The sequence below is a fragment of the Streptomyces corchorusii genome, from assembly GCF_001514055.1.
GTDB lineage: Bacteria > Actinomycetota > Actinomycetes > Streptomycetales > Streptomycetaceae > Streptomyces > Streptomyces olivaceoviridis.
This window is the reverse complement of the sequence record NZ_KQ948361.1, coordinates 212,111-234,840: the sequence shown is the minus strand read 5'-3', so window position 1 is coordinate 234,840 and position 22,730 is coordinate 212,111. Positions and strand designations below refer to the sequence as shown.

At 73.1% G+C, this 22,730-nt stretch carries 18 protein-coding genes and 1 riboswitch; of the genes, 12 read left to right on the top strand and 6 right to left on the bottom strand.

The annotated features are described in order from the left end of the window. Positions 1-149: 149 nt before the first annotated feature. Together AQJ11_RS28240 and AQJ11_RS28235 are read right to left on the bottom strand one after the other, a co-directional pair. The gene (locus tag AQJ11_RS28240; protein ID WP_059264994.1) at positions 150-1,091 is read right to left on the bottom strand and encodes a sucrase ferredoxin; all 942 of its coding nucleotides are present in this window, start codon (positions 1,089-1,091) and stop codon (positions 150-152) included. Positions 1,092-1,144: 53 nt separating this feature from the next. Next, positions 1,145-2,401, bottom strand: a complete 1,257-nt coding sequence (locus tag AQJ11_RS28235) for a citrate synthase (protein ID WP_059264992.1) — start codon at positions 2,399-2,401, stop codon at positions 1,145-1,147. A gap of 125 nt (positions 2,402-2,526) precedes the next feature. Between AQJ11_RS28235 and AQJ11_RS28230 the strand changes: the two genes are divergently transcribed. Together AQJ11_RS28230 and AQJ11_RS28225 are read left to right on the top strand one after the other, a co-directional pair. Continuing rightward, positions 2,527-3,693: a citrate synthase/methylcitrate synthase gene (locus AQJ11_RS28230; protein ID WP_059264990.1), complete on the top strand. Its 1,167-nt coding sequence runs from the start codon at positions 2,527-2,529 to the stop codon at positions 3,691-3,693. A gap of 446 nt (positions 3,694-4,139) precedes the next feature. Next, positions 4,140-5,222 carry a CobW family GTP-binding protein gene (locus AQJ11_RS28225; protein WP_059264988.1) on the top strand — a complete coding sequence of 361 codons (1,083 nt, stop codon included), beginning with the start codon at positions 4,140-4,142 and terminating at the stop codon, positions 5,220-5,222. Positions 5,223-5,310: 88 nt separating this feature from the next. Here the strand turns inward: AQJ11_RS28225 and AQJ11_RS28220 are convergent, their stop codons facing one another. Continuing rightward, a complete protein-coding gene (locus AQJ11_RS28220) occupies positions 5,311-7,770 on the bottom strand; it encodes a DNA gyrase/topoisomerase IV subunit A (protein WP_059264986.1) in 2,460 nt (819 codons plus the stop codon). 259 nt (positions 7,771-8,029) lie between these two features. On the opposite strand from AQJ11_RS28220, the gene AQJ11_RS28215 reads away from it, so the two are divergent. The 4 genes from AQJ11_RS28215 to AQJ11_RS28200 all read left to right on the top strand — a co-directional run bounded on the left by AQJ11_RS28215 (position 8,030) and on the right by AQJ11_RS28200 (position 12,867). Next, complete coding sequence (locus AQJ11_RS28215) at positions 8,030-9,433, top strand: M16 family metallopeptidase (RefSeq protein WP_014675495.1); 1,404 nt, start codon at positions 8,030-8,032, stop codon at positions 9,431-9,433. Further along, positions 9,430-10,818: a M16 family metallopeptidase gene (locus AQJ11_RS28210; protein ID WP_059264984.1), complete on the top strand. Its 1,389-nt coding sequence runs from the start codon at positions 9,430-9,432 to the stop codon at positions 10,816-10,818. Before AQJ11_RS28215 ends, AQJ11_RS28210 begins: the two co-directional genes overlap by 4 nt. Before the next feature lie 235 nt (positions 10,819-11,053). Then, positions 11,054-11,214: riboswitch (cyclic di-AMP (ydaO/yuaA leader) on the top strand. 12 nt (positions 11,215-11,226) lie between these two features. Further along, positions 11,227-11,982 carry a M23 family metallopeptidase gene (locus tag AQJ11_RS28205; RefSeq protein ID WP_014675497.1) on the top strand — a complete coding sequence of 252 codons (756 nt, stop codon included), beginning with the start codon at positions 11,227-11,229 and terminating at the stop codon, positions 11,980-11,982. A gap of 198 nt (positions 11,983-12,180) precedes the next feature. Next, the gene (locus AQJ11_RS28200; protein WP_014675498.1) at positions 12,181-12,867 is read left to right on the top strand and encodes a GntR family transcriptional regulator; all 687 of its coding nucleotides are present in this window, start codon (positions 12,181-12,183) and stop codon (positions 12,865-12,867) included. A 225-nt stretch (positions 12,868-13,092) separates the two neighbouring features. Here AQJ11_RS28200 and AQJ11_RS28195 read toward each other — a convergent pair whose 3' ends face one another. Further along, positions 13,093-13,374: an HPr family phosphocarrier protein gene (locus AQJ11_RS28195; RefSeq protein WP_014675499.1), complete on the bottom strand. Its 282-nt coding sequence runs from the start codon at positions 13,372-13,374 to the stop codon at positions 13,093-13,095. Positions 13,375-13,550: 176 nt separating this feature from the next. Between AQJ11_RS28195 and AQJ11_RS28190 the strand changes: the two genes are divergently transcribed. Genes AQJ11_RS28190 through AQJ11_RS28170 form a run of 5 tightly spaced genes read left to right on the top strand, consistent with a single transcriptional unit; the run spans position 13,551 to position 19,290 of the window. After that, positions 13,551-16,361 carry a bifunctional acetate--CoA ligase family protein/GNAT family N-acetyltransferase gene (locus tag AQJ11_RS28190; protein WP_208616627.1) on the top strand — a complete coding sequence of 937 codons (2,811 nt, stop codon included), beginning with the start codon at positions 13,551-13,553 and terminating at the stop codon, positions 16,359-16,361. An 18-nt stretch (positions 16,362-16,379) separates the two neighbouring features. Further along, complete coding sequence (locus AQJ11_RS28185; protein ID WP_059264982.1) at positions 16,380-16,790, top strand: hypothetical protein; 411 nt, start codon at positions 16,380-16,382, stop codon at positions 16,788-16,790. 1 nt (position 16,791) lies between these two features. Then, positions 16,792-17,388 carry a DUF5998 family protein gene (locus tag AQJ11_RS28180; protein ID WP_014675503.1) on the top strand — a complete coding sequence of 199 codons (597 nt, stop codon included), beginning with the start codon at positions 16,792-16,794 and terminating at the stop codon, positions 17,386-17,388. Further along, a complete protein-coding gene (locus AQJ11_RS28175; RefSeq protein WP_058082200.1) occupies positions 17,388-18,584 on the top strand; it encodes an alkaline phosphatase family protein in 1,197 nt (398 codons plus the stop codon). Before AQJ11_RS28180 ends, AQJ11_RS28175 begins: the two co-directional genes overlap by 1 nt. A gap of 46 nt (positions 18,585-18,630) precedes the next feature. Continuing rightward, entirely contained in the window at positions 18,631-19,290 is a 660-nt protein-coding gene (locus AQJ11_RS28170; RefSeq protein ID WP_014675505.1) for a thymidine kinase, read from the top strand. A 4-nt stretch (positions 19,291-19,294) separates the two neighbouring features. On the opposite strand, the gene AQJ11_RS28165 is transcribed toward AQJ11_RS28170, so the two are convergent. Next, positions 19,295-20,086 (bottom strand): VOC family protein, encoded by a 792-nt coding sequence (locus AQJ11_RS28165; protein WP_059264980.1) that lies wholly within the window; start codon positions 20,084-20,086, stop codon positions 19,295-19,297. A 317-nt stretch (positions 20,087-20,403) separates the two neighbouring features. Here AQJ11_RS28165 and AQJ11_RS28160 point away from each other — a divergent pair, with 317 nt between their 5' ends. After that, positions 20,404-21,255, top strand: a complete 852-nt coding sequence (locus tag AQJ11_RS28160) for a sulfurtransferase (RefSeq protein WP_059264978.1) — start codon at positions 20,404-20,406, stop codon at positions 21,253-21,255. Positions 21,256-21,321: 66 nt separating this feature from the next. On the opposite strand, the gene sepH is transcribed toward AQJ11_RS28160, so the two are convergent. Next, positions 21,322-22,362, bottom strand: a complete 1,041-nt coding sequence (sepH, locus tag AQJ11_RS28155) for a septation protein SepH (RefSeq protein WP_059264976.1) — start codon at positions 22,360-22,362, stop codon at positions 21,322-21,324. Positions 22,363-22,730 lie beyond the last annotated feature (368 nt).

Genomic DNA, 22,730 nt, shown 5'->3' with positions numbered 1-22,730 from the left:
TCCATGCGTTGATCGAGGGTTGACGGCAGCCATGTCCAGGGCGGCGCCCCTGCCCAGGGCGGCGCTCATGTCCAGGACGCGCCCATACCCAGGCGGCAACCCTCCCCAAGGCGGCGGCTCCCATGCCTCAGGACGGCACCCGCGCCCGGCTAGCTCGCCAGTGCCGTCGGGCTCAGCTCGCGCACCTCGATCACGTCCATCCGCGCGGGCGCGCCGAGCACCGCCGCGCCACAGCTCTCCGGGCGGGGAGGCAGCGACATGCCCTGCGCCACGGTGACCCGCCACCGGCGGCCGTCGGAGTGCCGGACGGTGACCTCCCAGCCCGAAGCCGTGCCGTCGGTCCGTACGACGCTGAGCACACCCGCCCGGTACTCGCCCGCGGCCGACCGGACGGCCAGTTCCGCCGCTTGGCCGGGGCGTTCCCATGCGGAGCACCCGCGGCACCCCTCCACGACCACACGTCCCTCCCGGACGCCGTGCAGGGCTTCCTTGACGGTGTGCGCCTCGGCGCGGCCGTAGGCGTAGCCGTACGGCAGGACCAGCACGGTGGGCGAGAACCGATGTCCACCCAGATGGGTGACCTCCCAGACGCCGCGCACACCCGAGGCGACCAGCTCCGTGGCCAGCGGGCGGCCCAGGAGGGCACAGCAGCGGTCGCGCTTGCCGTTGGTGCACACGAGCGCCAGCGGATCACCCCGGTGCGGCCGTCCGCCGAGCACCGCGCCGAAGGAACGGTGGTCGCCCGCTCCGAGGCCGGCGAAGTCGAGGTCGAGCAGCCGCCGGGGATCGCGCGTGGTGGCGCCGTGCAGCCACACGCGCCCGGGAACGGTGTGCGCGGCGTACACCTGCCGGATCGGGGGCGTACCGGGGTCGGCGTGGCGCCCGGGGCGCCGGATGAGAGCGATCCGCACGCCGGTCCCGTCGGCGGCGGCCTCCAGCGCCCGGCCCAGCTCGGGGTCCAGGTGGCTGGACGTGAGCGCCTTGGCGCCCCAGGGGCCGGGCTGTTCCAGCAGCAGCCACGTCGTCGCCGTCGCCGCCGTACCGGACACCGGCTCGTCGAGGCTCCGGGAGACGGTCGCACACCTACTCACAGAGGTGAGCCTAACCTGACTTTGCCCGGGGTGACTTCCGGCCCACCCGTGTCCTACTCCGGGAGGGGCTGCGGCGGGCGCGGACCGACGTAGTGGCCGCTGGGCCGCATGCGCAGCGGACGCTCGCCGTACTCCTCCAGGGCGTGGGCGATCCAGCCCGCGGTCCGCGCCACGGCGAAGATCGTCTCACCGGCCGTGGCCGGCATGCCGCTGGACGCGGTGAACACCGCCAGGGCCAGGTCCACATTGGCGTGCAGCGAGGTGTGCCGGGCGGTCGTCGCGACGATGTCACGGGCCGCGAGCAGGGCGGACTCCGCGCGCGGGAGTTGCTCCAGGAGGCCGAACAGCACCCGCGCGCGGGGATCCTCTCCGGTGTACAGCCGGTGGCCGAGACCGGGGACACGGCGGCCCGCGCGCAGTTCGTCGGCGATCACCGGGACCGCCGTGCCCTGGTCGAGCACGTCCAGGAGCATCCGGTGGGCCAGGCCGCTGGCGGCGCCGTGCAGCGGGCCCTCCAGCACGCCCAGCCCGGCCGAGACGGCGGCGTACGCGTGCGCCCGGGCCGAGGCGGCGACCCGGACCGCCAGCGTGGACGCGGCCAGGTCGTGGTCGGCGAGCAGCGCGAGCGCGGTGTCCAGAACACGCAGGGACGCGTCGTCGGCCGGGTGGCCGGTCAGCCGTCCCCACAGCCGCTGCGCCAGCGGCCCGCCGTCCTTGTGGCCGGGACGGACCGGCGGGAGCGCGGCGACGAGGGTCGGGATGAGGACGCGCGCCGTGTTCAGCACGGCGTCCTCGGACAGGTCGAAGCGCAGCGGGTCCTCGGCCGCCGCGGCGATCGCGGCGACTCGCAGCCGGTCCACCGGGGAGGCGTGTTCGGACAGGGCGTCCACCGCGCGGCGGGCGACCGCGACGGTGGGCCCGGGCGCGGAGAACGTCACCCCGGGGCTCAGCCGGCCGGTCCACAGCCACTCCGCGACCTCCTCGTAGGAGTGGCGGGTGGCCAGGTCGACGGCGTCCACGCCCCGGTAGAAGTACCTGTCCTGTTCGATGAGCGTGATCCGGGTGCGGACGGACAGGTCCCCGCCGGAGCCCGGACTCCCGGCCGCCTCGCGCCGGTTGCGGCGGGCGAGCGCCTCCACCTCCTTGGCCTCGAACGTGCTGGACCGGCCGCCGGGTTCGCGTCTGCTGCTGAGCAGGCCGCGGCTCACGTACGCGTAGACCGTCTCGGGCTTCACGCCGAGCAGTTCGGCGGTCTCCTTGGTGCTCAGCCGGCGCCCGGGACGGTGGGGGGCGGTGTCGTGATCGCGCATGGGGGCCACCGTAGTCGCCTCTGCACATCTTGATGAGTGCACATTGATTGAATCAACGTTGACAAGGAATCTGTCAAGCATGGACAGTCGGATCAAGTAACTGGATGGCATCCAAGGAGGAGTTCATGGCCGTCAACATGCCCGCGACCCCGCTCATCGACGTCCCGCGCGGCCTCGCCGGCGTCGTCGTCGCCGAGACCGAGGTCGGTGACGTCCGGGGCCGGGAGGGCTTCTACCACTACCGCCAGTACCCGGCCGTCGACCTCGCGCGCACCCGGAGCTTCGAGGACGTCTGGCATCTGCTGGTCCACGGCGTACTGCCGGACGCCCGGCGCGGTGCCGCCTTCGCCGCCGAGACCGCCGCGCTGCGGCGCCTGCCCGAGGACGTCCACGCGGCCCTGCCCGCCATCGCCGCGGCCGGGCGGGGCTCCGGGCCGCTGGCCGGACTGCGCACGGCCCTGTCCCTGCTCGGTGCGGCCCAGGGCTTCCGGCCGGTGTACGACACCGACACCGACCAACGTCGCGCCGACACCGTGGCCGCCTGCGCGGCCGTACCCACCCTGCTCACCGCGCTGTACCGGCTGGGCCGCGGCCTCGATCCGGTCGAGCCGCGCGAGGACCTCTCGTACGCGGCGAACTACCTGTACATGTTGACGGGTTCGGAACCGGACCCGCGCCGGACGCGTGCCATCGAGCAATACCTCATCTCAACCATTGATCATGGATTCAATGCGTCAACCTTCACCGCACGCGTCATCGCCTCCACGGGCGCCGACGTGGCGGCCTGCCTGACCGGTGCCGTCGGTGCCCTGTCCGGACCGCTGCACGGAGGCGCGCCCAGCCGGGCCCTGGACACCCTGGACGCGATCGGCACGCCCGACCGGATCGACGCCTGGATCCGCGAGCGGGTGCTCGCCGGTGACCGGATCATGGGCTTCGGGCACGCCGTCTACCGCACGGAGGACCCGCGGTCCCGGATGCTGCGCGAGATCGCCCTCGGCTTCGGCGGCCCGCGGGCGCACTTCGCGGTCGAGGTCGAGCGCCGCGTGGAGGCGATCCTCGCCGAGCTGAAGCCCGGCCGCGAACTCCACACGAACGTCGAGTTCTACGCCGGCGTGGTCATGGAACTGTGCGGCCTGCCCCGGGAAATGTTCATCCCTACCTTCGCGGCGGCACGGGTCGTGGGCTGGAGCGCCAACATCTTGGAACAGGCCGCCGACTCGAAGATCATCCGCCCGGTGGCGCGGTACGTGGGCCCGGAGCCGGGGGCTGAGGTGCCCGCCGCCGAGTGAGCGCGGCGGACCGCCACGGCGCCCATGCCACCCGCCGCGTCCCCGTGCCGCCCACGGTGTCCCCGCGTCGCCTGCTATGACGCCGTGCCGTCCGCCGTATCCCCGCACCGTCCGCCATATCCCCGCACCGTCCGCCGGTCCCGGCGCCGACCTCCGTTCCCTGCGTCGCCCGCAGTCTCCCTGCACCACTCGCCGCGTCCCCGCACCGCCCGCCATGGCGCCCATGCCACCCGCCGCGCCCCCGTGCCGCCTGCCGCGTCCCCGCACCGCCCGCCATGGCGTCCGCGCCACCCGCCACGCCCCCGCACCACCCGCCGTACTCCGCCCCCACCGACGGCCGCGCAGCTTCGTGTCCCGTCCCGCTCGTATCCTTGACGCGCAGTCCATGCCCGTCCGCGCATCGGGCCGCGATCCGGTGCGCTCTGGTACGTCAGAGAGGTCGCCCGTTGGGGAACAGCCTGGCACGCGGCGGCAGCCCGCGGCAGATCCCGGTCGTCGTGCTCGCCGGTTTCCTGGGCTCCGGAAAGACCACGCTCCTCAATCATCTGCTGCACCGCAGCGGAGGCAGCCGGATCGGGGCCGTCGTCAACGACTTCGGGGCCATCGAGATCGACGCGATGGCCGTCGCCGGCGCCCTGGGCGACTCGACCGTCTCGCTCGGCAACGGCTGCCTGTGCTGTGCCGTCGACGTGAGCGAACTCGACGGCTACCTGGACCGGCTCGCCGCGCCCGACGCCGGGATCGACGTGATCGTCATCGAGGCCAGCGGGTTGGCCGAGCCCCGGGAACTCGTGCGCATGGTGCTCGCCAGCGAGCACCCGGGCATCGTCTACGGCGGCCTCGTGGAGGTCGTCGACGCCGCCGAGTTCGACGACACGCGGGCGAAGCACCCCGAGATCGACCGGCACCTGGCGCTCGCCGACCTGGTCGTCGTCAACAAGCTCGACCGAGCGGACGACGCCGAGCGGACGCTGGCGGCCGTCCGTGCGCTCACCGGCCGAGCCGCCGTCGTCCCCGCCACCTACGGCCGGATCGACCCCGAGTTCCTCTTCGACTGCCGGCCGAGCGAGGAGCGCCTCGGGCAGCTCTCCTTCGACGACCTCACCGACCGCGACGCCGACGACCACGCCGGACATCTGCACACCGGCTACGACAGCCTGTCCTTCACCTCCGGCGTGCCCCTGGAGCCCCGTCGGCTCATGCGGTTCCTGGACAGCCGGCCCGAGGGGCTGTACCGGATCAAGGGGTACGTCGACTTCGGGCCGTACGACCCGCTCAACCGCTACGCCGTGCACGCCGTCGGCCGGTTCCTGCGCTTCTACCCGGAGCCCTGGGCACCCCGCGAGGACCGCCTCACCCAGCTCGTGCTGATCGGCACCGGCATCGACGCCGACACCCTCGGCAAGGAACTGGAGGCGTGCAGGGGCGACGACGCCCCACACACCGACGAACACGGCATGTGGGGCGTCCTGCGCTACGTACAGGGCCCGGACGAAGCGGACGCCGACGTGGAGGATCCGCCCGCCTAAAGCCCCGCCTAAAGCCCCGCCTGGAGCCCCGCCTGGAGCCCCGCCTAGAGCCACCGGGCGGCCCCCGGGGAGCCCGCCCGGAGCCCGTCTACAGCACCGGCCCCGCCACCACCGCCACCGTCTTCGCCAGCGACGTGCCCGAGCCGTCCCGGCGCGGGTCCGGCTCCGGCAGGTCCGCCGGGGTGCCGTTCTTCTGCGCCGCGAGCGCGGGCGTCGGGCCCGCCCAGGCCAGCGACAGGCAGTCCTCGCCCTTCAGGAACCGCTGGCAGCGCACGCCGCCCGTGGCCCGGCCCTTGCGCGGGTACTGGTCGAACGGGGTGAGCTTGGCCGTCGTCTGCACCGAGTCGTCCAGCGTGCCGCGCGAGCCCGCGACCGTGAACACCACCGCGTCGACGGCCGGGTCGACCGCCGTGAAGGAGATCACCTTCGCGCCCTCGGTGAGCTTGATGCCCGCCATGCCGCCCGCCGGGCGGCCCTGCGGGCGCACGATGGAGGCCTGGAAGCGCAGCAGCTGCGCGTCGTCCGTGATGAACACCAGGTCCTCCTCGCCGGTGCGCAGCTCCACCGCGCCGACGATCCGGTCGCCCTCCTTGAGCGTGATGACCTCCAACTCGTCCTTGTTGGACGGGTAGTCGGGCACCACGCGCTTGACGACGCCCTGCTCGGTGCCGAGCGCGAGACCCGGGGACGATTCGTCCAGCGTGGTCAGGCAGACCACCGTCTCGTCGTCCTCCAGGGAGACGAACTCCGCCAGCGGGGCACCTCCGGAGAGATTCGGCGCGCCGGCCTGCTCGGGCAGCTGCGGCAGGTCGACCACGTTGATCCGCAGCAGCCGGCCCTCCGAGGTCACCGCGCCGATCACCCCGCGCGCGGTCGCCGGCACCGCCGAGACGATCACGTCGTGCTTGACGCGCTTGGCGCCCGCCGCCTCCGGGAACGGCTCGTCGGTCGCCGTACGCGCCAGCAGCCCCGTCGAGGACAGCAGCACCCGGCACGGGTCGTCGGCCACCTGGAGCGGGACGGTGGCCGCCGGGGCGCCCGCGGACTCCAGCAGGACCGTGCGCCGGTCGGTGCCGAACTTCTTCGCCACGGCGGCCAGTTCGGCCGAGACCAGCTTGCGCAGCTCCACGTCCGACTCCAGGATCCGGGTCAGCTCCTCGATCTCCGCGGTGAGCTTGTCCTTCTCCGCCTCCAGCTCGATCCGGTCGTACTTGGTGAGCCGGCGCAGCGGCGTGTCGAGGATGTACTGCGTCTGCACCTCGCTCAGCGAGAAGCGCTCGATCAGGCGCTCCTTGGCCTGCGCGGAGTTCTCACTGGACCGGATGATCCGGATGACCTCGTCGATGTCGACCAGCGCGGTCAACAGGCCCTCGACCAGGTGCAGCCGGTCGCGCTTCTTGCCGCGGCGGAACTCGCTGCGGCGCCGGACCACGTCGAAGCGGTGGTCCAGGTAGACCTCCAGCAGCTCCTTCAGGCCCAGGGTGAGCGGCTGGCCGTCGACCAGGGCGACGTTGTTGATGCCGAAGGACTCCTCCATCGGGGTCAGCTTGTACAGCTGCTCCAGGATCGCCTCCGGCACGAAGCCGTTCTTGATCTCGATGACCAGGCGCAGGCCGTGCTCGCGGTCGGTGAGGTCCTTGACGTCGGCGATGCCCTGGACCTTCTTCGCGTTGACCAGGTCCTTGATCTTCGCGATGACCTTCTCGGGGCCGACCGTGAACGGCAGCTCGGTGACCACCAGGCCCTTGCGGCGGGCGGTGACCGTCTCGACCGAGACGGTCGCGCGCATCTTGAAGGTGCCGCGGCCGGTCGCGTACGCGTCCCGGATGCCGTCCAGGCCGACGATCCGGCCGCCGGTGGGCAGGTCCGGGCCGGGGACGTGCTTCATCAGCGCGTCCAGGTCCGCGTTCGGGTTGCGGATCAGGTGGCGGGCGGCGGCGATGACCTCGCGCAGGTTGTGCGGCGGCATGTTCGTCGCCATGCCGACCGCGATGCCCGAGGAGCCGTTGACCAGCAGGTTCGGGAAGGCGGCGGGCAGCGCCACCGGCTCCTGCTCCTGGCCGTCGTAGTTCGGCGCGAAGTCGACCGTGTCCTCGTCGATCGACTCGGTCATCAGGCTCGTCGCCTCGGCCATCCGGCACTCGGTGTACCGCATGGCGGCCGGCGGGTCGTCGTTGCCCAGCGAGCCGAAGTTGCCGTGGCCGTCGACCAGCGGCACGCGCATGGAGAAGGGCTGCGCCATGCGCACCAGGGCGTCGTAGATCGACGCGTCGCCGTGCGGGTGCAGCTTGCCCATGACCTCGCCGACGACACGGGCGCACTTCACATAGCCGCGTTCGGGGCGCAGGCCCATCTCGTTCATCTGGTACACGATGCGGCGGTGCACCGGCTTCAGGCCGTCGCGGGCGTCCGGCAGGGCGCGCGAGTAGATGACCGAGTACGCGTACTCCAGGTAGGAGCCACGCATCTCGTCCACGACGTCGATGTCGAGGATCCTCTCCTCGAACGAATCGTCGGGCGGCGGGGTCTTCGTGCTGCGGCGGGCCATCGCTGCCGGCTCCTTGCTGAAAGGATGGACGGAACTGACGCCGACCATTGTGGACCGAGGCAGTGACAACCCGTGCCGCGACCCGGTTCCCAAGGCCCCGCCGGGAGCCGGGAGCGGGTCCCGGGCGGGTCACGGGATCCGCTGTGGGCGTACGCCCCGCGGGAACTTCGCCGAGGCCCCGCACGCTTTGCATACAGTGGCAGGAACGGCAGGAAAACCGCGGTTTCCATCAACCGCCTCCGCTCGCGAAGGGACGTACATGCCCATGGGTCACACGACCACAGCCGAGGCAGGCTCCGGGGGCCTGACAGCGACCGAGCACCGCCTGGCCAACGGTCTGCGCGTGGTGCTCTCCGAGGACCACCTGACCCCGGTGGCGGCGGTCTGCCTCTGGTACGACGTCGGCTCACGCCACGAAGTCAAGGGGCGTACCGGCCTGGCTCACCTCTTCGAGCACCTGATGTTCCAGGGCTCCGCGCAGGTCAAGGGGAACGGCCACTTCGAGCTGGTGCAGGGCGCCGGCGGCTCGCTGAACGGCACCACCAGCTTCGAGCGGACCAACTACTTCGAGACCATGCCCGCCCACCAGCTGGAGCTGGCGCTCTGGCTGGAGGCCGACCGCATGGGCTCGCTGCTGGCCGCCCTGGACGACGAGTCCATGGAGAACCAGCGGGACGTCGTCAAGAACGAGCGCCGCCAGCGCTACGACAACGTGCCGTACGGCACCGCCTTCGAGAAGCTGACCGCGCTCTCCTACCCGGAGGGCCACCCCTACCACCACACGCCGATCGGCTCGATGGCGGACCTGGACGCGGCCACCCTGGAGGACGCCCGCCAGTTCTTCCGCACCTACTACGCGCCGAACAACGCGGTGCTCTCCGTGGTCGGCGACATCGACCCCCAGCAGACGCTCGCGTGGATCGAGAAGTACTTCGGCTCCATCCCGTCCCACGACGGCAAGCCCGCCCCCCGCGACGGCTCCCTGCCGGACGTCATCGGCGAGCAGCTGCGCGAGGTCGTCGTGGAGGAGGTCCCGGCGCGTGCCCTGATGGCCGCCTACCGGCTCCCGCACGACGGCACGCGCGCGTGCGACGCGGCCGACCTCGCCCTGACCGTCCTGGGCGGCGGAGAGTCCTCCCGCCTGTACAACCGGCTGGTGCGCCGGGACCGGACGGCCGTCGCGGCCGGCTTCGGTCTGCTGCGACTGGCCGGCGCTCCCTCCATGGGCTGGCTGGACGTGAAGACCTCCGGTGACGTCGAGGTGCCGGTCATCGAGGCCGCCATCGACGAGGAGCTGGCCCGGTTCGCCGCGGAGGGCCCCACGGCCGAGGAGATGGAGCGCGCCCAGGCCCAGCTGGAGCGCGAGTGGCTGGACCGGCTCGGCACGGTCGCCGGCCGCGCCGACGAACTGTGCCGGTACGCGGTCCTGTTCGGCGACCCGCAGCTCGCCCTGACCGCGGTCAAGCGCGTCCTGGAGGTGACCCCGCAGGAGGTCCAGGAGGTCGCCAAGGCCCGTCTGCGGCCCGACAACCGCGCGGTCCTCGTCTACGAGCCGAAGTCCCCGGAGTCCGTCCCGGACGCCGGGGTCCCCGAGGACCCGGAGCAGGAAGCGACCGTCGAGGCGGGCCGCGACGAGACCGAGAACGAGGAGACGGCCAAGTGACCGAGCTCGCCACCATGGACTTCCACCCCCAGCCGCGGCCCGGCGAGGCCAAGCCGTGGGCGTTCCCGGCGCCCGAGCGCGGCACGCTGGACAACGGCCTGACCGTGCTGCGCTGCCACCGCCCGGGCCAGCAGGTCGTCGCCGTCGAGGTGCTGCTGGACGCGCCGCTGGACGCCGAGCCGGCCGGCCTGGACGGCGTCGCCACGATCATGGCGCGGGCCTTCTCCGAGGGCACCGACAAGCACTCCGCCGAGGAGTTCGCCGCCGAGCTGGAGCGCGCGGGCGCCACCCTCGACGCGCATGCCGACCACCCCGGCGTGCGGCTCAGCCTGGAGGTCCCGGCCTCCCGCCTGGCCAAGGGCCTCGGCCTGCTCGCCGACGCCCTGCGCGCGCCCGCCTTCGCCGCGAGCGAGGTCGAGCGGCTGGTCCGCAACCGCCTGGACGAGATCCCGCACGAGCTGGCCAACCCCTCCCGCCGGGCCGCCAAGGAGCTCTCCAAGGAGCTGTTCCCGGCGACCTCGCGCATGTCCCGTCCGCGCCAGGGCACCGAGGAGACGGTCGAGAAGATCGACGAGGCGGCCGTACGCGCCTTCTACGACCGTCATGTGCGGCCCGCCACGGCCACCGTGGTCGTCGTCGGCGACCTGACCGGCGCCGACCTGGACGCGCTGCTGGGCGACACCCTGGGCGCCTGGACCGGCACCCCGGGCGAGCCCCGGCCGGTGCCGCCGGTGACCGCCGACGACACCGGGCGCGTGGTCATCGTGGACCGGCCCGGCGCGGTCCAGACCCAGCTGCTCATCGGCCGGATCGGTCCCGACCGGCACGACCGGGTGTGGCCCGCCCAGGTGCTCGGCACGTACTGCCTCGGCGGCACCCTCACCTCCCGCCTGGACCGGGTGCTGCGCGAGGAGAAGGGCTACACCTACGGCGTGCGGTCCTTCGGGCAGGTCCTGCGGTCCGCGCCGGACGGCACGGGCGCGGCGATGCTCGCCATCAGCGGCTCCGTGGACACCCCGAACACCGGCCCGGCGCTGGACGACCTGTGGAAGGTGCTGCGCACGGTCGCGGCGGACGGTCTGACCGACGCCGAGCGGGACGTCGCCGTGCAGAACCTGGTCGGTGTGGCGCCGCTGAAGTACGAGACCGCGGCGGCCGTCGCGAGCACGCTGGCGGACCAGGTCGAGCAGCATCTGCCCGACGACTTCCAGGCGAGGCTGTACCAGCAGTTGGCGGCCACGGGCACGGTGGAGGCCACCGCGGCCGTGGTGAACGCCTTCCCGGTGGACCGCCTGGTGACCGTCCTCGTCGGGGACGCGTCGCAGATCAAGGCGCCGGTGGAGGCGCTGGGCATCGGTGAAGTGACCGTGGTGGCGGCCGAGTAGGCGACCGCGGTGGCGGCCGGACGACGGCACGCGCGCGTGGGGCCCTGGCGACCTACGGGTCGTCAGGGCCCCACGCTGTTCCACTCCGTCCGCCAGATGCCCGTTTTGGGGCGGAGGTTGCCTGTCTGCCCTGTGGGATGCGCTACAAAATCCGGGATGTGTTTGAGGATTGACAGCGTGCTTGCGTAGTTTCGTCCGGGCTGTTCGTCAGGCAGTGCGCCGCACCCGCGGCACCGGACAGTCATCGCCGAGTCCCCGTACGGCGCGAGCCAGGGGAGCCGGGGACCCACCGTCCCTGGGGTGAATCGGGCGCCCGCGCTGCTGCGAGGGGGCCCGTAGGAGACCTTCCTGCTCCGAACCCGTCAGCTAACCCGGTAGGCGAGAGGGAAGGAAAGGACCAGCCACTTCATGGCGTTCATGTGCGCCACCGGGAAGCACCGCAAGCCCGGCCGGGTCAAGCGGACCACCGTCCAGGCGGCCGGCGTCGCGGCCCTCACCACCACCGGTGTGATCGGCACCCTCGCCGCCTCCCCGGCGCTCGCCGCCGAGACATCCACGGAGCAGACCGGCCTCACCCCGGTCGTCGCCGTGTCCGAGGACGTCGCCGACGAGATCGACGCGCAGGCCGCCGCGCAGCAGCAGGCCGCCGAACAGAAGGCGGCCGAGGAGGCCGCGGCGAAGGCGGCGGCGAAGCGGGCCGAGGAGGTCCGCGCCGCCAAGGCCCGGGCGGCCCGGGAGGCGGAGCGCAAGCGGCTGAACGCCTTCGTGGCCCCCATCGTGCACTCCTACGTCTCCACCGCCTACCGGGCCAGCAGCTCCCTGTGGTCCTCCGGTGCGCACACCGGCATCGACTTCCACGCGGCCAGCGGCACGGCCGTCCACGCGGTGGGCTCCGGCACGGTCGTCTCCGCGGGCTGGGGCGGCGCGTACGGCAACCAGGTCGTGATCCGCATGGCCGACGGCATGTACACCCAGTACGGCCACCTGTCGTCCATCGGGGTCGCGGTGGGCCAGAAGGTCGTCCCGGGCCAGCAGATCGGCCTGTCCGGCGCCACCGGCAACGTCACCGGTCCGCACCTCCACTTCGAGGTGCGCACGACCCCCGAGTACGGCTCGGACGTCGACCCCGTCGCCTACCTCCGCAAGCACGGCGTGCACGTCTGACACCGACCGCACGGCTGTCCGAGGCCCCGGCTCACCGAGCCGGGGCTTTCGCCGTTTTTCACGGTGTCCGCCGGATCCGCTGTCCAAAAAATCGCCATGGATTAGGGTCCGCCGTCGGAAATTCCGGTTCGTTGGAATAGAGTCTCGGAACACGCGTCCATCGTCGACGTTTCACGGGGATTAAGACGGAGGTCGGTCATGCGTATTCCGGCGCACTCGGTGTGCACGGCCATCCGGGACGACATCGTCGCGGGTGTCTACGAGCGCGGCAGCCGCCTCACCGAGGAAGTCCTGGCCCGCCGCTACGGCGTCTCGCGCGTCCCCGTGCGCGAGGCCCTGCGCACCCTGGAGGCCGAGGGCTTCGTGGTGACGCGCCGGCACGCGGGCGCGTGCGTGGCCGAGCCGACCGAGCAGGAGGCCGCCGACCTGCTGGAGATGCGGACGCTGCTGGAGCCGCTGGGCGCCGCCCGGGCCGCCCAGCGGCGCACCGAGGCGCACCTGAAAGTGCTGCGCGGTCTGGTCCGGCTGGGCCAGGAGCGGGCCCGCAGGGGCAGCAACGAGGACCTGCGCTCGCTGGGCGGCTGGTTCCACGAGACGCTGGCCCAGGCCTCCGGCAGCACCTCGCTGACCTCGATGCTCACCCAGTTGCGGCACAAGATCGCCTGGATGTACACGGTGGAGGCGCCGGTCGGCCCGGTGGAGTCCTGGACGGAGCACGGTGCCATCGTGGACGCGGTGGCGCGTGGCGACGCGGAGCGCGCGCGGGCGCTCACGGCGCTGCACGCCGAGCGTGCGACGGGGGCGCACCGATTGCGGTTTTCTCCCGCCACGGAGCGCGTGAGGACTTCGCAACATGCCGTAAACATGCCGGGCCCGCGGCATTAACAAGGGCACCGTATACAAAGAAGAGGCATTTCCCGTCGGGGTATTTCCTGCTGCCCCGAATTCATCGTGCCGTAATTCCGCGGAGTTCACCGGGCGCCTGCGGGCGGTGAATCGACGGCACATCGGGTCGAGTGCGTCCGTGTGCGGTCGACTTCGTCCCGGATACGGCGGAGCCGCGCCGCCCCGAAAGGCGAACGCGGCTCCGGCGCTCTGCGCGGTGGTCGCTCAGACGGTCTCGGGCAGCTCTTCCAGGCCCTCGGAGACCAGCTTGGCCAGACGGTCCAGGGCGGCGTCGGCGCCCTCAGCGTCGGAGGCGAGGACGATCTCCTCGCCACCCTGGGCACCGAGGCCCAGGACGGCCAGCATGGAGGCCGCGTTGACGGGGTTGCCCCCGGCCTTGGCGATCGTCACCGGGACGCCTGCGGCCGTGGCGGCTCGGACGAAGATGGAGGCGGGGCGGGCGTGGAGGCCCTCGGCCCAGCCGACGTTGACGCGGCGCTCAGCCATGTGTTGCTGCCCTTCGGTGTTCAGGTTGTCTAGACCAGTTTCCCATATCGTGAAGCCTCTCCGGAGCGGACGTGCGTCCCCTCCGGTGCGGCACCGGACCGCGGCCTCGGTCCGGCTTCTCGTCCTCCACAGACTGCCTCGCGACGTTGTCGGACGCGAGCCGTACTCTGGGGCCCATGCAGACCTCGGCGGGCCGGCAGGACCGGCACCAGTACCCCGCCCACTGGGAGGCGGACGTGGTGCTGCGCGACGGTGGCACCGCGCGCATCAGGCCCATCACCGTTGATGACGCCGACCGCCTGGTCAGTTTCTACGAGCAGGTCTCGGACGAGTCGAAGTACTACCGCTTCTTCGCGCCGTACCCACGACTCTCCGCCAAGGACGTCCACCGCTTCACGCACCACGACTTTGTGGACCGGGTGGGACTCGCGGCCACCATCGGCGGCGAGTTCATCGCCACCGTACGCTATGACCGCATCGGCACCGGCGGCATGCCCGCGTCCGCGCCCGCCGACGAGGCCGAGGTCGCCTTCCTGGTGCAGGACGCCCACCAGGGCCGCGGGGTCGCCTCCGCCCTGCTGGAGCACATCGCGGCCGTCGCGCGCGAGCGGGGCATCCGCCGCTTCGCCGCCGAGGTGCTGCCCGCCAACACCAAGATGATCAAGGTGTTCACGGACGCGGGCTACACCCAGAAGCGCAGCTTCGAGGACGGCGTCGTCCGCCTGGAGTTCGACCTGGAACCCACCGACCGCTCCCTCGCCGTGCAGCGCGCGCGGGAGCAGCGCGCCGAGGCCCGTTCGGTACGCAGGCTCCTCGCGCCCGGCTCCGTCGCGGTCGTCGGCGTCGGCCGCGCCCCCGGCGGGGTGGGCCGCGGCGTCCTCGGCAACCTCCGCGACGCCGGCTACCCCGGCGCCCTGTACGCCGTGAACACGGCCTTCCCCGTCGACCTCAAGGAGGTCGACGGGGTGCCCGCGCACCGCTCGGTGCGGGACATCGACGGGCATGTCGACCTGGCCGTCGTCGCCGTACCGGCCGCGTACGTGCCCGCCGTCGTCGCCGAGTGCGGGGAGCACGGCGTCCAGGGGCTGGTCGTGCTCTCCGCCGGATACGCCGAGAGCGGGCCCGAGGGGCGCGAGCGGCAACGGGCCCTCGTCCGGGCCGCGCGCGCGTACGGCATGCGGATCATCGGCCCGAACGCCTTCGGGATCATCAACACCGCCCCGGACGTCCGGCTCAACGCCTCGCTCGCCCCGCAGATGCCCCGCCCCGGCCGCATCGGGCTGTTCGCCCAGTCCGGCGCCATCGGCATCGCCCTGCTCTCCCGGCTGCACCGGCGCGGCGGCGGGGTCACCGGCGTCACCGGCGTCTCCACCTTCGTCTCCGCCGGCAACCGCGCCGACGTCTCCGGCAACGACGTCCTCCAGTACTGGTACGACGACCCCGAGACCGACGTCGTCCTCATGTATCTGGAGTCCATCGGCAACCCCCGCAAGTTCACCCGCCTCGCCCGGCGGACGGCGGCGTCCAAGCCGCTCGTGGTGGTGCAGGGGACCGGCACGGCACCGCAGGGGCACGCGGTACGGGCCACCCGGCTGCCGTACGAGACCGTCTCCGCGCTCCTGCGGCAGGCCGGTGTGATCCGGGTCGACACGATCACCGAGCTGGTCGACGCGGGCCTGCTGCTCGCGCGGCAGCCGCTGCCCGCCGGACCGCGCGTGGCCATCCTCGGCAACTCCGAGTCGCTGGGCGTGCTGACGTACGACCGGTGCCTCGCCGAGGGACTGCGGCCCGCGCGGCCGGTCGACCTGACGACCGGGGCGACGGCCGAGGACTTCCACCATGCGCTCGCCGCCGCCCTGGCCGACGGCACGAACGACGCCGTCGTCGTCACGGCGATCCCCGCGATCGGGGAGAGCTCGCCGGGGGACCCGGAGCTGGCGGAGGCGCTGCGGTCGGCCGCGGCGGCGGTGCCGGGCAAGCCGGTGCTCGTGGTGCACGTGGAGCTCGGGGGACTGGCGGAAGCGCTGTCGGCGGCGGCGAGCACCGCACCGGGAGCCGCCGACAGGGCGCCCGGCACCGAGGGAGCGGCGGCCCCCGCCTCGCTGACCACCCCGCCCGAGGGCACCCACCTCATCCCCGCCTACCCCGCCGCCGAACGCGCCGTCCGCGCCCTCGCGGAAGCCGTGAAGTACGCGCAGTGGCGGCGGGAGGCGGCCGATCCCGGGAGGGTGCCGGAGTACGACGACATCGACGAGAAGGGGGCCGCCCGGCTGATCGGCGAGCTGCTCGCGCGCGGGCAAGGGCTCACCATCTCCGACGCGGAGACCTGCCGGCTGCTCGCCAAGTACGGCATACCCGTGCGCCGCGCCCTGCCCGCCCCCACCCCGGACGCCGCCGTCGAGGCCGCCCGCGCGCTCGGCTACCCGGTCGCCCTCAAGGCCACCGCCCCCCACCTCAGGCACCGCGCCGACCTGGGCGGCGTCCGCCTCGACCTCGCCGACGAGGAGCAACTGCTGCGGGCGTACGCCGAACTGACCGAGCTGTTCGGGCAGCCGGAGGAACTGCGGCCGGTGGTGCAGGGCATGGCACCGCGCGGGGTCGACACGGTTGTACGCGCGGTGATCGACCCGGCGGCCGGGGCCGTGCTGTCCTTCGGCCTGGCCGGGGCCGCCTCACAGCTCCTCGGGGACATGGCCCACCGGCTGATCCCCGTCACCGACCGGGAGGCGACCTCGCTGGTGCGGTCGATCCGGACGGCACCGCTGCTGTTCGGCTGGCGCGGCTCCACCCCGGTGGACACCCCGGCCCTGGAGGAGCTGCTGCTGCGGGTGTCGCGGCTGGTCGACGACCATCCGGAGGTGGTCGCGGTCACCCTGGAGCCGGTCGTCGTCGCCCCCCACGGAGCCAGCGTGCTCGGCGCCACCGTGCGGCTCGCGCCGCCGCCCGCCCGTGACGACCTCGGCCCGCGCACCCTGCCGGCCTACTGAGCGGGACCGGGGGGCCACATGGAGATCGCCGGACGCGAGCTGCCCGAGGGCAGCCGGCGGGACTGGGAGATCATCGCCTGCGACGCGGGACGGCTGCGCCTGGCCGCCGGGTACGGCCTCACCCGTCCCCACGGCCTGGAAGTGATCTTCACCGACCCGCGTTCCGTCTCCTGCCCGCCGAGCTTCAACCCCGTCTTCCGTCCGCCCACGCCCGAGGAGACGGCACGTCCCGCGTACGGCCTCGGGGACGGCGCGCCCCTCGTCGTCGCGTTCGAGGCGGACGCCGGAGGACGGGCGGCCGTCTCCTGCCTGACCGCCGCCGAAGGGCTGGAGATCCGGCCGGGGTTCGTGCCGAGGCCCCCGCGCGCGGGCGCACAGACCACCGCCGGTCCGCGCGACTGGCCCGGACCCCCCTTGCCCACGGATTAGGATGGACGCCATGGCCAAGACCAGTACGACGACCCAGGGGCTGCGCGCGGCGATCGAGCGCAGCGGCTACTACCCGGCCCTCGTGGCCGAGGCGGTGGAGGCCGCTGTGGGCGGCGAGCCCATCCGGTCGTACCTGGTCCACCAGGAGACCACGTTCGACCAGAACGAGGTGCGCCGGCACGTCACCGTGCTGGTCCTGACCGGCAACCGCTTCATCGTCAGCCACACCGACGAGCAGGCCGCCGACAGCACGTCCCCGACGCCGTACGCCACCACCTCCACCGAGTCCGTGAAGCTCGACCGGATCTCCTCGGTCGTGGTCAGCCGGGTGGTCGCCAACCCCGAGCAGTACACGCCGGGCACGCTGCCCCGCGAGGTCGTGCTGACCATCGGCTGGGGCGCGGTCAGCCGCATCGACCTGGAACCCGCCGCCTGCGGCGACCCCAACTGCGACGCCGACCACGGCTACACGGGCAGCTCCACGGCGGACGACCTCAGCCTGCGCGTCAGCGAGGCCGGGGACGGCCCGGAGACGGTGCGCCAGGCGCTCGCCTTCGCGCAGGCCATCTCGGAGGCGACCGCGGACGTCACGCGCTGATGTCCCAGCTCTCCGCCTGGGACCACCCGGAACCCCTCGCCCTGGACACCGCGCCGCTGCCCGAGTACGGCAGCGGCTCCCTCGCCGACCTGCTGCCCACCCTGGCCGCCGGCATGGGCGTGCCCGGCCTGACCGCCACGATCGAGGAACTGACCCCCGCCGACCGGGTCTGCGTCTTCCTGATCGACGGCCTCGGCTGGGAGCAGCTGAAGGCCCACCCGGACGAGGCCCCGTTCCTGACCTCCCTGCTCGGCAGTTCACGCGGCGGCACCGGCCGCCCGCTCACCGCCGGCTACCCGGCGACCACCGCGACCTCCCTCGCCTCCGTCGGCACCGGCCTGCCGCCCGGCGCCCACGGTCTGCCCGGCTACAGCGTGCGCAACCCGGACACCGGCGCGCTGATGAACCAGCTCCGCTGGCAGCCGTACACCGAACCGCGCCCCTGGCAGCCGTACCCCACCGTCTTCCAGCTCGCCCACCAGGCCGGGGTGCACGCCGCCCAGGTGTCCTCGCCCGCCTTCGAGCACACCCCGCTCACCAAGGTGGCGCTCAGCGGCGGCAGCTTTCACGGACGGCTCACCGGCGAGGAGCGCATGGACCTGGCGGCCGGGCAACTGGCCGCCGCGGACCGCGCGCTGGTGTACACGTACTACGCCGAACTGGACGGCTCCGGACACCGCTACGGCATCGCCTCCGACACCTGGCGCGGCCAGCTGATGTACGTCGACCGGCTCGTCCAGCGCCTCGCGGAGCAACTGCCGCCGCGCAGCGCCCTCTACGTCACCGCCGACCACGGCATGGTCGACATCCCGTTCGACGAGCGGCACCGCATCGACTTCGACGAGGACTGGGAACTGCGCGCCGGTGTCGCCCTGCTGGGCGGCGAGGGCCGGGCCCGGCACGTGTACGCGGTGCCGGGCGCCGAGAACGACGTGCTGACGGTGTGGCGCGAGGTGCTCGGGGAGCAGTTCTGGGTGGCCTCGCGGGACGAGGCGATCGCGGCCGGCTGGTTCGGGCGGCCCGGCGAGTGCGACGAGCGCGTGTACCCGCGGATCGGGGACGTGGTCGCCGCCGCGCACGACGACGTCCTGATCATCGCCTCCGAGCGGGAGCCCAAGGAGTCGGCGCTGGTCGGCAACCACGGCTCGATGACCCCTGCCGAGCAGCTCGTCCCGCTGCTCGAAGTACGCTCCTGAACCGTCCCCCCTCCTCAGCGACTCGCCGAAAGGTGCTCAACTCCTCATGCCCGAGCTGGTGTTCTTCTCCGGAACGATGGACTGCGGGAAGTCGACGCTGGCTCTCCAGATCGAGCACAACCGCTCCGCGCGCGGCCTGGCCGGCATGATCTTCACGCGGGACGACCGCGCCGGCGAGGGCAAGCTGTCCTCCCGGCTGGGCCTGGTCACCGACGCGGTGGAGGTCGAGGACGGCCAGGACGTGTACGCCTTCCTCGTGGACCACCTCTCGCGGGGCGGCCGGGCCGACTACGTGATCGCGGACGAGGCGCAGTTCCTCGCCCCCGAGCAGATCGACCAGCTCGCGCGCATCGTGGACGATCTCGGCCTGGACGTGTTCGCCTTCGGCATCACCACCGACTTCCGCTCCAAGCTGTTCCCCGGCTCCCAGCGGCTGGTGGAGCTGGCCGACCGGATCGAGGTGCTCCAGGTGGAGGCGCTGTGCTGGTGCGGCGCCCGCGCCACGCACAACGCCCGCACGATCGACGGCGAGATGGTGGTCGAGGGCGCCCAGGTGGTCGTCGGCGACGTCAACCAGTCCGCGGGCCAGGTCGGCTACGAGGTGCTGTGCCGGCGCCACCACCGGCGCCGGATGACAGCGGCGACGGCCCGCGCGGCGGCCCTGTCCCCGGACGTGCTGCCCGTCCCGACCTCCGGCACGCCCTGAGGGCTCAGCGCGGACCCTGGACCACCGAGAACTCGGCGCCCTCCGGGTCCGCCACCGTCGCCAGCCGCCCGTGCGGGCTGTCATGGGCCGGCTTGAGGATCCAGCCGCCCAGGCCGGTGACCTGCCGCAGCGTTTCGGCGAGGTCGGCGACCTCGAAGTACGTCCGCCAGTACGGCCCCCGGTCCGGGGGCAGGCCGTGGCCCACGCCGTGCAGCCCGGCCACCGGACGGCCCTCCAGGCGCAGGGCCAGGTAGTCGAAGTCGGCGGAGACCACCGGCTCCTCCTCGTAGCCGAACACGCTTCTGTAGAACTTGGCGACGCTCTCCGTCTCGTAGGTGACCAGTTCGTTCCAGACGGGCGTGCCGGGTACGCCGGTGATCGACGTGCCGAGATGCGCGGAGCCCTGCCAGATGCCGAACACCGCCCCGGAGGGGTCGGAGGCGATCGCCATCCGCCCGGCCTCGGCCGCGTCCAGCGGGCCGACGGCCAGCGTGCCGCCGCACAACCGCACGGTGTCCGCGGTCCGGTCCACGTCCTCCGAGGCGAAGTACGGAGTCCAGGCGACCGGCAGCCGACGGTCCGCCGGCAGCCGGCCCATGCCGGCGACCTCCCGCCCGTCCAGCAACGCCCGCACATAGGGCCCGAACTGCTGCGGGCCCGGCAGGAACTCCCAGCCGAACAGCTCACCGTAGAACTCCTCGGTGGCGTCCAGCGCGTGCACCATCAGGCTCACCCAGCAGGGCGTGCCGGGCACGCGCCGCGCGTGCGGACCGGCCGACTCCCGTGCCTCGGTCATCGATCACTCTCTCCCCGGCCCCTCGTGGTGGCCGTGTCGCTTCCGCTCCCCGGAAGGGTGTCCGCGCTGGTGGCGCGTACGCCCGTGCCGGTGCCCGCATCCTCGCGGTGCCGTGGGGCCGTACCGCGCCGCTCGGCCGTATGTCCGGGAGGATGCCCGATCTGCCGTCTTTCGCCGCTTCCTGACGATGGCCGGCGGGTGTCCGTCGGCTGTACAGCACGTGCTCGATCACGCACAGTGGGTGATCGAGCGTGTCCGGCCGAGCAGAGTAGCGGGACCTGGACGCCGCGGCCACCCCTGGCGTATGGATGGACGCCATGACAGCCATCATCACCGCATCCGAACTCGCACACGAGCTGACCGGCGGCAACCCGCCGGTGCTGCTGGACGTGCGCTGGCAGCTGAGCACGGCGAAGGCGGCGGGCGCGCCCGCCTTCGACGGACGGGCCGAGTACGCGGCCGGTCACATCCCCGGCGCGGTCTTCGTCGACCTGGACCGCGAGCTGGCCGCCGCCCCCGGCGCGCACGGCCGGCATCCGCTGCCGGACCTGACGGAGTTCGGTGCCGCGATGCGCCGCGCGGGCGTGTCGGCGGGCCGGCCGGTCGTCGTGTACGACGGCGGGCAGGGCTGGGCCGCGGCACGCGCGTGGTGGCTGCTGCGCTGGACGGGTCACCCGGACGTGCGGGTGCTCGACGGCGGGTTGCCGTCCTGGGAGGGCGAGCTGTCCACCGGGACGCCGGTCCCGGCCGAGGGCGACTTCGAGCCGGCGCCGGGCGCGGCGGGTCTGCTGGACGCGGACGGCGCCGCGGCCCTCGCCCGCACGGGTGTGCTGCTGGACGCGCGCGCGGGGGAGCGGTACCGCGGTGAGGTGGAGCCGATCGACCGGGTCGGCGGGCACATCCCGGGCGCGGTGTCGGCGCCGACGACGGAGAACGTGGGCCCGGACGGCCGGTTCCTGCCCGCGGCGGAGCTGAGGGACCGCTTCAAGGCCCTGGGGGTGTCCGAGGGTACCGAGGTGGGCGTGTACTGCGGTTCGGGCGTCTCCGCCGCCCACGAGGCCCTCGCGCTCGCGGTGGCGGGCATTCCGGCGGCCCTGTACGTCGGTTCCTGGTCCGAGTGGTCCGCGGACCCGTCCCGGCCGGTGGCGGTGGGAGCGGATCCGCAGTAACCGGGCAGCCGGAAGAGGGGGCACGCGCGCGTGCCCCCTCTTCCGGTCGGTAGGACCGTCCTGCTCCTACTCCTGCTTCTTGCGGCGCGTGCCGAACACGATCTCGTCCCAGCTCGGTACGGCGGCGCGGCGGCCGGGGCGGACGCCGTCGGCCTCGGCCTGGCGGTCGGTCGCGCCGACGAGCCGGTCGCGGTGGCTGCCCACGGAGCGCGGCATGAGGACGTCCGCGTAGGCGGAGCCGGCGGACGCGGCGGGCGCCGGCGGCTCCTCGGCGGCGGACTCCTCCTCGGCGTCCTCCGAGGGTTCCGACGGGCGTTCGGGGACCACCAGGTCGCCGCGGAAGCTCGGAACGGCCTCCAGCAGGCTGGTCAGCGAGTCGCGTTCGCCCGTGCTCTCCTCGGCCGGCTCCGACGACGGCGCGGGCAGGCTGGGCCGCTCCCGGTCGCTCCGGTCGAGAGCGCGGTCCATGGTGCGCTCGCGCGGCAGCCGGGCGATCCTCGGGACGAACGGGAAGCTCGGCTCCGGTACGGCGAGGTCGTCGGACTCGCCGATCAGCGAGCGCGCCTCGTCGTCGACGGCCTGGACGAGCCGCCGCGGCGGGTCGTACGTCCAGCTCGCCGAGTGCGGTTCGCCCGCGACCCGGTAGACGAGGAGCACCTCCCAGGTGCCGTCGTCGCGGCGCCAGGAGTCCCACTGCACGGTGTCCTTCTCGGCGCCGCGCAGCAGCAGCCGCTCCTGCACGGCCTCGCCGAGCAGCGGGCCGGAGTTCTCGCCGGGGCGGCGGACCGGGGTCTTGCGGGCCCGCTCGGCCATGAAGGCGCGCTCGGCCAGCACCGGACCCTCGAAGCGCCGTACCCGGTCGACGGGGATGCCGGCGAGCTGCGCGACCTCTTCCGCCGTGGCACCGGCTCGTATCCGCGCCTGGATGTCGCGCGGGCGCAGATGGCTCTCGACCTCGATCTCGATCTGGCCGAGGCGGGGCCGGTCGCCGCGGACCGCGGCGCGGAGCCGTTCGTCGATCGGAAGCGTGTACTCCGTAGAGTCGGCAGCCTTCAGCACCAGCCGTGTGCCGTCATTCGAGACGGCCACGACACGCAGTTCGGGCATGGGGACCTCCCGGGTGGTGCCTGCCGACGTCACGTGCGTCGCTGCTTCCGCTAGTCGAGTGTGGCCTGCCCGGGTGCAGCCTGCCACAACCTTGCCGAGTTGCCCGGCGTGTCGGGCACGGGCCCAGGACCGCCGTTATGGCACGGTTACCTGTTCGCAACGCTAAGTGACCAACTCCGTCACCCTGAGCAACTAGCCCCCTCCCGGCGATCCTGCAAGGCCGCGGGCACCCTGATGGGAGACCGGACCCAGGGCTCGCAACAGTACTCCATTTGGACCACGTGCGTGGATTGGCGCGCCGCCCAACTTCTGGCAAGGGGTGCGACTTGGTCGTCCGCAACCGGTTTTGTGGATCATGAACGTGGCGA

Excerpts from the sequence above, each read along its gene's own strand:
- AQJ11_RS28185 (WP_059264982.1), top strand. The coding sequence starts at position 16,380 with ATGGAGATCGCCGGACGCGAGCTGCCCGAGGGCAGCCGGCGGGACTGG.
- AQJ11_RS28205 (WP_014675497.1), top strand. The coding sequence starts at position 11,227 with ATGGCGTTCATGTGCGCCACCGGGAAGCACCGCAAGCCCGGCCGGGTC.
- AQJ11_RS28170 (WP_014675505.1), top strand. The coding sequence starts at position 18,631 with ATGCCCGAGCTGGTGTTCTTCTCCGGAACGATGGACTGCGGGAAGTCG.
- AQJ11_RS28195 (WP_014675499.1), bottom strand. The coding sequence starts at position 13,374 with ATGGCTGAGCGCCGCGTCAACGTCGGCTGGGCCGAGGGCCTCCACGCC.
- AQJ11_RS28175 (WP_058082200.1), top strand. The coding sequence starts at position 17,388 with ATGTCCCAGCTCTCCGCCTGGGACCACCCGGAACCCCTCGCCCTGGAC.
- AQJ11_RS28200 (WP_014675498.1), top strand. The coding sequence starts at position 12,181 with ATGCGTATTCCGGCGCACTCGGTGTGCACGGCCATCCGGGACGACATC.
- AQJ11_RS28220 (WP_059264986.1), bottom strand. The coding sequence starts at position 7,770 with ATGGCCCGCCGCAGCACGAAGACCCCGCCGCCCGACGATTCGTTCGAG.
- AQJ11_RS28190 (WP_208616627.1), top strand. The coding sequence starts at position 13,551 with ATGCAGACCTCGGCGGGCCGGCAGGACCGGCACCAGTACCCCGCCCAC.
- AQJ11_RS28215 (WP_014675495.1), top strand. The coding sequence starts at position 8,030 with ATGCCCATGGGTCACACGACCACAGCCGAGGCAGGCTCCGGGGGCCTG.
- AQJ11_RS28180 (WP_014675503.1), top strand. The coding sequence starts at position 16,792 with ATGGACGCCATGGCCAAGACCAGTACGACGACCCAGGGGCTGCGCGCG.
- AQJ11_RS28230 (WP_059264990.1), top strand. The coding sequence starts at position 2,527 with ATGGCCGTCAACATGCCCGCGACCCCGCTCATCGACGTCCCGCGCGGC.
- AQJ11_RS28235 (WP_059264992.1), bottom strand. The coding sequence starts at position 2,401 with ATGCGCGATCACGACACCGCCCCCCACCGTCCCGGGCGCCGGCTGAGC.
- AQJ11_RS28165 (WP_059264980.1), bottom strand. The coding sequence starts at position 20,086 with ATGACCGAGGCACGGGAGTCGGCCGGTCCGCACGCGCGGCGCGTGCCC.
- sepH (WP_059264976.1), bottom strand. The coding sequence starts at position 22,362 with ATGCCCGAACTGCGTGTCGTGGCCGTCTCGAATGACGGCACACGGCTG.
- AQJ11_RS28160 (WP_059264978.1), top strand. The coding sequence starts at position 20,404 with ATGACAGCCATCATCACCGCATCCGAACTCGCACACGAGCTGACCGGC.